Origin of the sequence: Cupriavidus pauculus, from assembly GCF_008693385.1 — a bacterium.
Lineage (GTDB): Bacteria > Pseudomonadota > Gammaproteobacteria > Burkholderiales > Burkholderiaceae > Cupriavidus > Cupriavidus pauculus_D.
In genome coordinates, this window is the sequence record NZ_CP044067.1 from 1,860,969 (window position 1) to 1,873,603 (window position 12,635).

The window sequence follows — 12,635 nt, forward strand, 5'->3', positions numbered from 1 at the left end:
CGTACCCGTTTCTGCGTGCCATCAACCGGTCGATAATCGGGCAGCTATCACACGTCCGACAAGCATCTTCATCGTCGGAAGGCTAGAATGGCGCGTCAGTTTTTCTTCCCATCGCCTCGCCCCTGCCCGTCATGAAGCCCGCCCTGCTAATCCTGATTCAGCTGGATTCCGAGCACCTCGCCCGTATCGGCGAGCACTACGCGATCCGCTACGCCCCCACTACCGCCGGCCGCGTCGCCGAGATTGCCACGCACGGCCCAACGTTCCGCGCGGTGCTGACCAATGGCACGACGGGTCTCACGTCCGACGAGATCGATGCGATGCCGGAACTCGAACTGGTCTGCGCATTGGGCGCGGGTTACGAGAATATCGACATCGCGCATGCCCGCGCGCGCGGCATCGCGGTCGGCAATGGCGCCGGCACCAACGACAGCTGCGTGGCCGATCATGCGATGGCGCTGCTGCTGGCCACCGTGCGCCGCGTGCCCACGCTCGACCGCGCCACGCGCGACGGCATCTGGCGCAACGCGCTGCCGCTGCCGCCGAACGTGTCGGGCAAGAAGCTCGGGATCATCGGCCTCGGCACGATCGGCCGCCGCATCGCGCAGCGCGGCGCCGCGTTCGACTGCGAGATCGGCTATCACAATCGCAAGCAGCGGCCCGACGCCAGCTACCGTTATTTCGATAACGTGAAGGCGTTGGCCGAATGGGCGGACTACCTGATCATCGCCACGCCGGGCGGTGCCGAGACGCGTCACCTCGTGAACACCGAAGTGCTGCGCGCGCTCGGCCCGCAGGGCTTCCTCGTCAATATCGCGCGCGGCAGCGTGGTCGATACCTCGGCGCTGGCCGATGCGCTGCAGGCCGGTGAAGTGGGCGGCGCGGGCCTCGACGTCTACGAGAGCGAACCGGCACCGCCGGTCGAACTGTTCGATTGCCCGAACGTCGTGCTGACGCCGCACATGGCAGGATGGTCGCCCGAGGCGATCAACGCGTCCATCGAACAGTTCATCGAGAACGCCCGTTGCCATTTCGCGGGCGAGGCGCTCGTCGCGCCCGTCAACTGATCGTCACGGACTGATCGTCAATCCACGCGCGGCAGCGGAAACCTGATCCGCACGCGCAGGCCGGGCGCGGCGTCTTCGAGCGCCACGCTCGCGCCGTGCCGCTGCGCGATCTCCGCGACGATCGACAGCCCAAGTCCGCTGCCGCCGGTGGGCGCGTCGGGCAACCGATAGAAGCGGTCGAGCACCCGCGCGCGCTCGGCCGCCGGAATGCCGGGACCATTGTCCTCGACCACCAGATCGATCGAATCTCCACCCTCGCCCGCCCCGTTGGCGCGGCAAACGCGCACGTCCACGCGGCTGCCGCGCGGCACATAAAGCAGCGCGTTGTCCACGAGGTTGGTCAGCAGGATGCGCAAAGCATCGGCATCGCCCTGCACGTGCGCCACCACATCGTCGGCGGCTTCGAGGCCGAGGTCCACTTCCCGATCGATCGCGGCCTGGGACATGTCCGCCACCACGCGGCCGGCCAGCGCGCGCAGGTCGACGGCATCGTGCACGGGCGCGGAAGCATTGGGCTCCTGCCGCGCGAGCGTGAGCAGCTGCGCCACCAGGTGCGTCAGCCGCTCGAGCCCCGCGCGCAACTGCGCCACCGCCTGCTGGCGCGATTCCGCGCTGTCCGCGCGCTCCACGAGCTGTGCCTGCAGCTGCAGTGCCGTCAGTGGCGTGCGCAGCGCGTGCGCGGCATCGGCAACGAATGCGCGCTGCGTGTCGATGGCATGCGAGAGCCGCTCGAGCAGCTGGTTGAGCGCCGTAGCCACCGGCGCGATCTCGTCGGGCATCGGGCCCAGCGCGAGGGGGGTGAGCGTATTGGCATCGCGCGTGCGCACCTCGCTCGCAATCTGCCGCAGCGGCCGCAGCCCGCGGCCGACGGCGAGCCACACCAGCCAGCCCAGCAACGGCAACAGCAACAGCAGCGGCGCCACCGTGCGCAGCGCCATATGCGCGGCCAGCGTGCGCCGCGCGCTGAGCGGCTGGGCGATCTGCACGACCGCCGGGCCTAGCTGGACGCTGTAGATGCGCCATTCGCCCTGATCGGTCCGCACGTTCGAGAATCCGAGTTCGGCGCGCGGCGGCAGCGCCGGATGGGCATGCGAGAGATACAGGCTGCGGCCGGAACCGTCCCAGATATGGATGACGACGTCCTCGTCGCCGTGGAGCAGATCCGCGCCCGTGCCATCCGATGGGTCGAACGGCGGCGCGACGGGATTGCTGAACTGGCTCGGCAAAGCGGCGGCCACCTGCTTCATCTGGTAGTCGAACAGCGCATTGGCTTCCTGCCGCGCCTGGCCGTAGATCAGCGCGGTGGCAATCGCGATGCCCGCCAGCAGGCCGGCCGCGAGCCACCACAGCAACGTTCGCTGGATCGATCGCATCAGTCCCCGCTTCCTTCTTCAAGTTGCGGCACGAGATAGCCGACACCACGAATGTTCCGAATCAGCGCGGCGCCGAACTTCTTGCGCAGCGCGTGGATATACACCTCTACCGTATTGCTGCCGACTTCGTCGTCCCAGCCGTACAGGCGCTCCTGCAACTGCGGGACCGACCAGACCTTGCCCGGACGCGCCATCAGCGCGGAGAGCAGCGCGAACTCGCGCGCGGACAGCTTGACGGCCTCGCCCGCCTGCGTGACTTCCCGCGTAGATGGATTGACCACGATGTCGCCATAGCGCAGCACGGGCTCGGCACGGCCTTCCGCGCGCCGCGCCAGCGCATGCATGCGCGCCGCAAGCTCCTGCAGATCGAATGGCTTCACGAGGTAGTCGTCCGCCCCGGCGTTGAGCCCGGCCACGCGATCGGCCACGGCATCGCGCGCGGTCAGGATCAGCACCGGCGTGCGGTTATTCCGCGCCCGCAGCGCGCGCAGCACCTCGAGCCCGGACTTGCGCGGCAGACCGAGGTCGAGCAACACGAGGTCGTAGTGGCCGCCGTCCGCGCCCTGTCCGGACGCGGCATCGAGCCCGGACTCGCCGTCGCGCACCCAGTCGAGCGTAAAGCCCTCCTGACGCAGCGCGAGCTTCACGCTCTCGCCGATCATGGCGTCGTCTTCCACCAGCAGTACACGCATGTTCGGGACTTTCAGGAGCGTCGGGAGGGATCGCGGCGCATGCCGCCTTCGAGCCGGTCCGCCAGCGCGTGGGCCAGCCCCGGCAGCGCCGGATACTCGGACGTGATCACGTACACCGGGATATCGGCCAGGTATGCGCCCATGCGGCCCTTGGCGGCGAAGCGCTCGGCAAAGGGCGATGCGGCGAACGCCTCCACAAAGCGCGGCACGATGCCGCCACCGATATAGACGCCGCCGCGCGCGCCCAGCACGAGCGCGACATCGGCCGCGACCGAGCCGAGCAGGCCGCAGAACACGCGAAACGCGCGCTGGCAAAGCGGATCGCCGCGCTCGACGGCACCCTCCGTGACCTGGGCCGGCGAGAGGGGCGCGAGCAAAAGCGTACCCGTTTCTGCGGCAAGCGCGGCATGGATCTGGGACAGTCCCATGCCCGACAGCAGCCGCTCGGCCGACACGCGTCCATGCGCGGCGTGCGCCGCGCGCCATGCCACCCATTCGTCGTCGGTCACGGGCATGATCTCGATATGGCCGCCCTCCCCCGCCAGCGCCACGGCACCGCCGCCAGGCGCGGGCACGAGGCCCGAGACGCCGAGGCCCGTGCCCGGCCCGATCAGCGCGCGCGGCGCGGTGGCGACCGGCGTTCCCGCGCGCACGCGCACGAGCTCGCCATCGGGCAAATATGGCAATGCCAGCGCCAGCGACGTGAAATCGTTGATCGCGACAAGCGTGTCGAACCGGAGCGCGCGCCGCATCTCCTCGATCGAGAACGACCAGTTGTGGTTGGTCAGCTTGACGTGGTCGCCGGTCACGGGATTCGCCAACCCGATGGCCGCATGCCGCGGCTTGGCGACGGCCGCACCGGGCAGGCCGTCGAGGTAGTGCCGCGCGGCATCCTCGAGCGACGGATAGTCGGCCACCTTGAGCGCGGTGACGGGACCGATGCGCAATGGCGCGGTCTCCAGCGCAAAGCGCACGTTGGTACCGCCGACATCGGCAAGCAGGCGCGGATACGAATCGTGATGGGACGAGGTACGCGTCATCGGATCGGGTTCAGGTTCGGAAAACATCCACGCCGTGGCGATGCCGCGCGAGCACGAGGCTGACGGGCAGCGTTGGCGTGGGACCTTCGAGCGCCTGCGCGAGCACGGCCGCCTTCTTCTCGCCGGCGATCGACAGGAACGTGCGCTCGGCCGCGAGCAGCGCGGCAAGGTTCATGGTCACGCGCGCGTGCGGCGCGCTGGCCGGATGCGTGACGACGTAGCCCGGCTGCGGTTCGCTCAGCGCGATCTGCAATTCGGGCGCGTCGGCGAACAACGAGGCCGTGTGCCCGTCCTCGCCCATGCCGAGCACTACCACATCGGGCTGCTGGTACGCGGCGTTGAGGCGTTCGACCGCGCGCGCGGGCTGCATGGCCTCGGCCGCGTCGGCGATGACGGGCACGAACGCGGCCAGCGCCGCGGCCTCGCGCAGCAACGTATGACGCACGAGCGCGGCATTGCTGTCCGCATGGTCCGGCGGCACCGCGCGCTCGTCCACGAGCGTCACCGTGACGGCATCCCAGCGGATCGGCCGATAGCGCAGCCGCTCGAACATCGGCAGCGGCGACTTGCCGCCGGATACCGCGAGCACGGCCCAGCCCTTGGCCTGTATCACGAGTTCCAGCGCATGACTGACGGAGATCGCGAGCGACTCCGCCTGATCCATCACCGTGGGATGTTCGAACTGTCGCATGCGGTCTCCGTTAGGGTTCAGACTTCTTCGTGCCAGAGCGCGCCATCGCGCGACATCAGCGCCGACGATGCCGCGGGGCCCCAGGTACCCGCGGTATAGGGCTTGGGCGGAACCGAGCTTGCATCCCAGGTGTCGATGATCGGCTCTACCCAGCGCCATGCCTGCACCTGTTCGTCGCGGCGGACGAACAAACCCAGGCGGCCGCGGATGACATCGCGCAGCAGGCGCTCGTAGGCGCCAGCGCGGCGCACCTTGAACGAGTGCGCGAAATCGAGGTCGAGCGAGGTCGGGGTGAGCTCCAGCGTGTCGCCAGGCTGCTTGGCCAGGAAATACAGCCGGATGCTTTCCTCGGGCTGCAGCTGGATGACGAGCCGGTTCTGCGGCGACAGGGTCAGCGGCTTCGGGAAGATCGCGTGCGGCACGTCGCGGAAGTGGATCACGATCTCGGCCAGGCGCGACTGCATGCGCTTGCCCGTGCGCAGGTAGAACGGCACGCCTTCCCACCGCCAGTTGGCGATTTCCGCCTTGATCGCGACGAAGGTCTCCGTACGGCTGTCGGGCGCGATGCCCTGCTCCTGGAGGTAACCGGGCACCGGCTTGCCGCCGATGGCGCCTTCGCGGTACTGGCCACGCACGGTCTTCTCCGCCACGTCCTGCGGCGTGATCGGCTTGAGCGCCTTCAGGATCTTGATCTTCTCGTCGCGGATGGCGTCTTCGGAGAGGCTGGCCGGCGGCTCCATGGCCACCATGCACAGCAGCTGCAGCAAATGATTCTGGACCATGTCGCGCAGCGCGCCGGTGCGGTCGTAGAAATCGCCGCGCGTCTCGACGCCGAGTTCCTCGGCGATCGTGATCTGCACGTCCTGCACCCATTCCCGCCGCCACAGCGGTTCGAACAGCGCGTTGCCGAAACGGATCGCCATCAGGTTCTGCACCGACTCCTTCCCGAGGTAGTGGTCGATACGATAGATCTGATCCTCGGTAAAGAACTGCGCGACGGCCGCGTTGATCGCCTCGTTGGAGTCGAGATCGTGCCCGAGCGGCTTTTCGAGGACGACGCGCACATTCGGCGTGTTGAGCTTCGTTCGGTGCAGCTGTTCGCAGATAGGCACGAACAGATGCGGCGCCGTAGCGAGGTAGCAGACCACCACCTCGGGGTTGCGCGAATGCACCTTCTCCGCGAGCGCGTCGAAATTGCCGGGCTGACGTGCATCCGCCTGCACATAACAGATGCGCTGCACGAACGAGGCCCAGTCCTCCGGCTTCGCCTGTCCAAGGGCCGGACGAACGGTTTCCTCGAGCGTGGCGATGTACTGCTCGGTCGTCTGCGCGTGGCTGCCGGTGGCGAGAATGCGCGACGCCGCGTGCATGCCACCGCAGCGATGCGCGTCGAAAAGGGCCGGCAACAGCTTACGCCGTGCCAGGTCACCGGTGCCGCCGAACAGCACCATGTCGAAATCGGGCAAGCTCACCCTGGACTCCTTGCGGGGGTTGTGCCGCCGCCGGTCCATGCTCACTCCCATGTCGCGCGCATGTCCCACTGTTGCGGCTGCATGGAGTGAGTGCCGGTCAGCGGCCAGGAAGTTCCGGACATGTTACGTGAGTCCCGCCGGGTTGGGCAGTGGACGTGCGCGGCACTGGCCCAGAGCGCGCCCCGAGCGTACCCGTTTCTGCGTGGCCGATCCGGGCAATGCACGCGTCAGTGCGCGCGTCAGTGCATCTCGATGGCGTAGACGTAGCCATTGAGCCAGCACACGCGCGCCCGGCTGCCGGTGGCCTGCAGGAACATGGCCATCCGGACCAGATGATCGTACGCGTAGTTGCCGTACGCGCGCGTCGCGACCTGCCCGCCGACGCGCCGCCCGCCTTCCACCGTCAGCTCGACGAACATCGCCTGGTCGCTGTGATACCAGCCGCCCGCCGTCACGCGGGTAATCACGCCGACATCCTCCCAATACCCGCTGCCGCGACAGTAGCCGTCCGTGCCCCACTTCGGGTACCCGTGGGATTCGAAGGTCTCGGCACGCGCTGACGACGTTGCCAGCAAGAGCGCCAGCAAAGGCAGACAGGCCGGAAACGCACGGCCTAACAGGGTGTTTCGTTGCATTGTTCACCTCCGGGAAATAATCGAGGCAGTGCCGGACGGCGCTGCGCCTGCCACAGCATCACGCCGACCCCGGGGATTTCCTTTTGTCGTGCATCAAGTCGGCGCGACGCATATTTCCGAAATGTTTGGCCGGGTGTCGGCGCGCGCCCGACGGTGGCGCCGGCCCATTTGGGCTACGCTGAGAGTTCCCCGCATTGCAGGAGAACGACAATGCCCCGACATCCCGTGCTGGAACGGGTCACGGCCCGCATCGTGGCCCGCAGCGCCGCCACGCGCCAGGCGTACCTCGAACGCACACGCGCCATGGCCGGCCAGAAGGTCGAACGCGCCCAACTCTCGTGTACCAACCTCGCGCACGCGGTGGCCGCGATGCCCGACGAGGCCAAGATCCGCCTCAAGGCGCAGGAGCTTCCCAACCTCGCCATCGTGTCCGCGTACAACGACATGCTCTCGGCCCATCAGCCGCTGGCCGCGTATCCGCAGTGGCTCAAGGAGGCTGCGCTCGAAGCGGGTGGCACCGCCCAGTTCGCCGGCGGCACGCCCGCCATGTGCGATGGCGTGACGCAGGGGCAGGACGGCATGGACCTGTCGCTGTTCTCGCGCGACGTCATCGCGATGGCCACGGCGGTCGCGCTATCGCATCAGATGTTCGACGGGGCGCTGTACCTCGGCGTCTGCGACAAGATCGTCCCCGGGCTGGTGATGGGTGCGCTCTCGTTCGGCCACCTGCCCGCCGTGTTCGTACCGGCCGGTCCGATGACCACGGGCATCGGCAACGAAGAGAAGGCCCGCATCCGCCAGCTGTTCGCGGAAGGCAAGATCGACCGCAAGGGGCTGCTCGAGGCCGAGACGAAGTCCTATCACGGGCCGGGCACCTGCACGTTCTACGGCACGGCCAACTCGAACCAGATGCTTATGGAGATCATGGGTCTGCATCTGCCCGGCACCGCGTTCATCAATCCCGGCACGCCGCTGCGCGAGGCGCTCACGCGCGAGTCCGCCCGGCAGGCGCTGCGCCTTGTCCACGGTGGCGAGCGTTATACGCCCGTCGCCGACGTGCTCGACGAGCGCGCCTTCGTCAACGGCATCGTCGGGCTGCTGGCAACGGGCGGCTCGACGAACCATACGCTCCATCTGATCGCGATGGCCCGCGTTGGCGGTATCCAGCTCACGTGGGACGACTTCGACGAGCTGTCCGCCGCGGTGCCGCTGCTGGCGCGCGTCTATCCGAACGGCAAGGCCGACGTGAACCAGTTCCAGGCCGCCGGTGGCCTCGGGCTCGTGATTCGCGGACTGCTGGCCGAAGGGCTGCTGCACGACGATGTCACGACCGTCGTCGGCCAGGGTCTCGACGCCTATACGCGCGAACCCGTCGTGCAGGACGGCCGCGTGCAATGGAAGGCGGGACCCGAGGCCTCGCTCGACGACGCGATCGTGCGCACGTTCGACCAGCCTTTCGCGCCCGATGGCGGCATCAAGGTGCTCGACGGCGCGCTGGGCCGCTGCGTGATCAAGACCTCGGCGGTCAAGCCCGAACATCAGGTCGTGGAGGCGCCGGCCATCGTCTTCACCACGCAGGACGACGTGCTTGCCGCGTTCAAGCGCGGCGAACTGGAGCGCGACTTCGTGGCAGTGCTGCCATGGCAGGGACCCGCTTCGTGCGGCATGCCCGAGTTGCACAAGCTCACCCCGACACTGACGCTGCTGCAGGACCGCGGCTTCCATGTCGCGCTCGTTACCGATGGGCGCATGTCGGGCGCATCGGGCAAGGTGCCCGCCGCCATCCACGTATGTCCCGAAGCGCTGAACGGTGGCGCGATCGGGCGCGTGCGCACCGGCGATATCGTGCGCGTCGACGCGCCGGCCGGTCTGCTCACCGTCAAGGTGGACGAGGCCGAATGGCAGGCGCGCAAACCGGAGCGGCCCGATCTATCCCGCAACTGGCACGGCGTGGGCCGCGACCTGTTCAGCGGTTTTCGCCGTCACGTGGGCACGGCGGAAACGGGGGCCTGCTCGCTGTTTGCCGATGAAGGCGCGGAAGCGGAGGCCGCGGCCACGCACGCAGAAACGGGTACGCCCGCGACTCAGAACGCCTGAAACATCAGGCCCGCGCAGTACGTGCGGGGAGGCATCGCGGGAGCGATGCCCCGCCTGCGGCGCAGGTCGCCGCTGGTCCTGTCGGGCAGTGGCAAGCCCTGCCCCGCCGAGGCCGACGGGCCCTCGCAGTCCGATGCGTCGGCCGACACGTTCGCCGGCGCGTCGGCCCTCTCAGCGCCCCCCTCGGCGCCCCCCTCAGCGCCCCCCTCGGTGCCCCTCTCATCCGCTCTGTCATCCGCTCTGTCACCGCCGCTCTCGCCAGCCTGCAGCGGCTGCGGCTCGCCCACACGGAGCACACGCGTCTCCGGATGACGCGTCACGCGATGCACGCGCACGACCATATACGCGGGAATGGGCGCCGATCGCAGCAGCGGCTGCAGCAAGCGATCGAACAGCGAGGCGGACGCATCCGTCAGCGGGTCGTACCAGAGGCCCGGCGCGGCGAGGTCGCTCTCCGGAATCGCAATTTCGTAGATATAGCCTGGCGCATCCGGCTGCGCGGGCAGGACCGCGTTGGCATCCTGCCACGCGGCCTCGTAGCGGCGTGTCACGTAGGTATATCGGTCGTACGGCGCGCCGCTCCAGCGCAGCCCGCGGCGGTCGTGCGGATTGCCCGACAGCCCCTGTCCGGCGACGAGCGCCGGCGGGCGCATGTCGAACCGGTAGACAACGGTCGGACGCGGCAGATAGGAGCGAAACCCCGAGCCCCGCACCTGGTCGGGATCGCCGGACGCTCGCCGGCAGACACTCTTGCACTGGCCGGCTTCCGCTTCGGCCGGAACCGACGAGACGAACGAGGACAGCAGCGCGACGACAAGCGGACGAGGGATACGCACGATCTTTCTCCGGCGGGACCAACGTGCCAAGATTGATCCCGATCCCGCGTGCGGACCTTGCGCCCGCGCAAACAGTTCGCACGCAGTTCGCACGCAGTTCGCACGCAGTTCGCAAACAGTTCGCACGCAGCATCCCGCCGCGCGCGTGAACGCGACTAGCCGGCGCCATGCCTTGCCAGCGCATCGTACGGTTGCGGACCGCTCCGATGCGGCGCCTCGGCGCGCTTGCGCGTCTCCGCCTGCGGCGCCTCGCCGACGGGCGCCCTCACCTCCTGGACCGGCACGGCGATCTCGCAGCCGGCCGCATTCAGCACGGATCGCAGTTTGCCGAAGAACGCGTATTGCACACTCCAGAAGTCCGCATTCGACGTCCAGTAGCGCGCATCGAGCGTGATGCCGCGATCGGTGTACCGCACGACCATGACCTCCGATTTCGGCTCGGCCAGCAGCCTCGGCTCGGCATCGAGCATGCGGCGCAGCGCTTCGAGGCCCTGCGCCACGTCGCTGTCGAACGTGACCGTGACCTCGATGTCCATGCGACGCGTCATGTTCTCGCTGTAGTTCGTGATCGCGCTCCCCCAGATCTTGCTGTTGGGCACGCGCAGGCAAACGCCGTCGAACGTGGTCAGCTCGGTCATGAACAATCCGGTCTCGCGGACCGTACCGGCCACGCCCTGCGCGTCGATGTACTGGCCCACGCGGAACGGCCGCAGCAGCACGAGCATGATGCCCGCGGCAATGTTCTGCAGCGTCCCTTGCAGCGCGAGGCCGATGGCAAGGCCGGCGGCGCCGAGCATCGCGATGATGCTGGCGGTCTGCACGCCGAATTGCGACAGCACGAGCACGACGGTGATGACGCGCACGACCCATTGCGCGACGCTGGCCAGCATCGGGCGCAGCGTGTCATCGACGTGCGTGTGCTGCAGCGTGCGGCGAATCGCCTGCGCGGCGCGCGCGGCCAGCCACCAGCCGCCCATGAGTATGGCCAGCGCGGCGAGGCAATTGAGGCCCTGACTGATCGCGAATTGCGTCAGATAGGCCCAGGCGGCCTGGACCTTGTCGGCATCGAGGAAAGACATGTTCATGCGGCGGACTCCGGAAAATCGACTCCGGTCCACCTTGCGAACGGCGTGCCAGCGTGTATTGCCCGCCGAGTACCGTTCCCGGCGCAGCGGGGCCGGCGACGCCAAAGCGTACCCGTTTCTGCGTGCAGGAAGGGGCATGCCGCGCGCCTGTGAGATATCGCCAACGCGCACACGGGCGCAAAGGGTACGGGCGGTGTGGGTAGGCGTTACAAGACGGGAAGCGCACGCCGTGCAAATCCTTCACTCACGCAGAAACGGGTACGCTTTGGCGAATCGGGGGGATCGCGCGCGCCAGTCCGGCACGCGCGCGGCGACGTTCAGCGGGCGTGCCCCGTCTGCTCGTGCAGGCGGTCGCGCGAGGCGAGCGCCGGAAACAGGCGCATCCACGCCCCCACGACGAGGATCGTGCCGATACCGCCGAGCAGCACCGCGCCCACGGGCCCAAGCCACGCCGCGGTGACGCCCGACTCGAACTCGCCCAGCTGATTCGATGCGCCGATGAACACGGAGTTGACCGCGCCCACCCGCCCACGCATATCGTCGGGTGTGTCGAGCTGAACGAGCGTCTGACGCACGACCACGCTGATCATGTCGGACGCCCCGAGCACGACGAGCGCGCCCATCGACAGCGGCAGCCAGCTCGAGATACCGAACACCATCGTCGCGGCACCGAACAGCGCCACCGCGCCGAACATCACGCGGCCAACACGGCGGTTGAGCGGATGCCGCGACAGCCAGAGCGCCATGACGAGCGCACCGATGGCCGGCGAGGAACGCAGCAGGCCGAGGCCCCAGGCATCGGTATGCAGGATGTCGCGCGCATAGATTGGCAGCAGCGCCGTGGCGCCGCCGAGCAGTACCGCGAACATGTCCAGCGACACCGCGCCGAGCAGGATCGGATGGCTGCGGATGTACGAGAAGCCCGCGAACAGTGTCTTGATCGAGACGGGCGCGGTGGATCGCGCCGCAACCTGCCGCAGCTTCAGCGAGGCGACGAGCCCGGCGGCGACGGCGAACAGTACGCCCGCGATCGAATACACGACGCCGGGCCCCGCGACATACGCAAACCCGCCCATCGCCGGGCCGATGATGATCGCGGTCTGCGCGGCCGAACTCGCAAGCGCCACCGCGCGCGGCAATGCCTGCGGCGTGACCACGCTGGGCAGCAGCGCCTGCAGCGTGGGCGTCTCGAACGCGCGGCAGGCGCCCATCAGCGCGACGAAGACGAAGATGTAGTCGCGGTTGATCCATCCCGTGAAGCTCGCGGCCGCCATGCAGATCGCGAGCACGGCCTCGAGTCCCTGGCAGGTACGCACGATCACGCGCCGGTCGAACCGGTCGGCCACGTGGCCGGACATCAGGATCAGCACGATCGACGGCAGGAACTGCACGAGCCCGACCATGCCGAGCATGAACGCGTCGCGCGTCAGGTCGTACATCTGCCAGCCCACGGCAACGGTGACGACCTGGTACGCGATGGTGGTGCACAGGCGCGCGAACCAGTAATGACGGAAGGCGGGATCGCGGGAAACGGACTCCGGCGCGTCGGCCGGAAGCGGGGCTGCGGTGGACATGAACGGGAAGGGGCGGGGCCGGCGGCGCTTGCGCGCACGCCGCAAAGTCGGCAATTTTAGCCGACCGCCCTCG

11 protein-coding genes are annotated in these 12,635 nt (G+C 68.4%); 2 read left to right on the plus strand and 9 right to left on the minus strand.

All coding sequences use genetic code 11. From position 1 onward, the window contains the following. Window positions 1-131: 131 nt before the first annotated feature. Window positions 132-1,067 carry a 2-hydroxyacid dehydrogenase gene (locus tag FOB72_RS26660; protein WP_150375896.1) on the plus strand — a complete coding sequence of 312 codons (936 nt, stop codon included), beginning with the start codon at window positions 132-134 and terminating at the stop codon, window positions 1,065-1,067. A gap of 17 nt (window positions 1,068-1,084) precedes the next feature. On the opposite strand, the gene FOB72_RS26665 is transcribed toward FOB72_RS26660, so the two are convergent. The 6 genes from FOB72_RS26665 to FOB72_RS26690 form a co-directional block, all read right to left on the minus strand. Further along, window positions 1,085-2,440, minus strand: coding sequence for a sensor histidine kinase (locus FOB72_RS26665; RefSeq protein ID WP_150375898.1), 1,356 nt, complete (start codon window positions 2,438-2,440; stop codon window positions 1,085-1,087). Next, window positions 2,440-3,132, minus strand: a complete 693-nt coding sequence (locus FOB72_RS26670) for a response regulator transcription factor (RefSeq protein ID WP_150375900.1) — start codon at window positions 3,130-3,132, stop codon at window positions 2,440-2,442. The genes FOB72_RS26665 and FOB72_RS26670 overlap by 1 nt, the downstream gene beginning before the upstream one ends. Window positions 3,133-3,143: 11 nt before the next feature. After that, the gene (locus FOB72_RS26675) at window positions 3,144-4,172 is read right to left on the minus strand and encodes a glucokinase (protein ID WP_150375902.1); all 1,029 of its coding nucleotides are present in this window, start codon (window positions 4,170-4,172) and stop codon (window positions 3,144-3,146) included. 10 nt (window positions 4,173-4,182) lie between these two features. Further along, a complete protein-coding gene (gene pgl, locus FOB72_RS26680) occupies window positions 4,183-4,863 on the minus strand; it encodes a 6-phosphogluconolactonase (protein WP_150375904.1) in 681 nt (226 codons plus the stop codon). Window positions 4,864-4,880: 17 nt separating this feature from the next. Next, window positions 4,881-6,329 carry a glucose-6-phosphate dehydrogenase gene (zwf, locus tag FOB72_RS26685; RefSeq protein ID WP_223851806.1) on the minus strand — a complete coding sequence of 483 codons (1,449 nt, stop codon included), beginning with the start codon at window positions 6,327-6,329 and terminating at the stop codon, window positions 4,881-4,883. A gap of 245 nt (window positions 6,330-6,574) precedes the next feature. Beyond that, on the minus strand, window positions 6,575-6,970 hold the full coding sequence (locus tag FOB72_RS26690) for a hypothetical protein (protein ID WP_150375908.1): 396 nt from the start codon (window positions 6,968-6,970) through the stop codon (window positions 6,575-6,577). A gap of 210 nt (window positions 6,971-7,180) precedes the next feature. Between FOB72_RS26690 and edd the strand changes: the two genes are divergently transcribed. After that, window positions 7,181-9,067, plus strand: coding sequence for a phosphogluconate dehydratase (edd, locus tag FOB72_RS26695; protein ID WP_150375910.1), 1,887 nt, complete (start codon window positions 7,181-7,183; stop codon window positions 9,065-9,067). On the opposite strand, the gene FOB72_RS26700 is transcribed toward edd, so the two are convergent. The 3 genes from FOB72_RS26700 to FOB72_RS26710 form a co-directional block, all read right to left on the minus strand. Beyond that, window positions 9,055-9,903 carry a hypothetical protein gene (locus tag FOB72_RS26700; RefSeq protein ID WP_150375912.1) on the minus strand — a complete coding sequence of 283 codons (849 nt, stop codon included), beginning with the start codon at window positions 9,901-9,903 and terminating at the stop codon, window positions 9,055-9,057. The two genes, edd and FOB72_RS26700, sit on opposite strands and share 13 nt — an antisense overlap. Before the next feature lie 155 nt (window positions 9,904-10,058). Further along, window positions 10,059-10,988: a mechanosensitive ion channel family protein gene (locus FOB72_RS26705; protein ID WP_150375914.1), complete on the minus strand. Its 930-nt coding sequence runs from the start codon at window positions 10,986-10,988 to the stop codon at window positions 10,059-10,061. 317 nt (window positions 10,989-11,305) lie between these two features. Beyond that, complete coding sequence (locus FOB72_RS26710; protein ID WP_150375916.1) at window positions 11,306-12,562, minus strand: MFS transporter; 1,257 nt, start codon at window positions 12,560-12,562, stop codon at window positions 11,306-11,308. Between the last annotated feature and the right edge of the window lie 73 nt (window positions 12,563-12,635).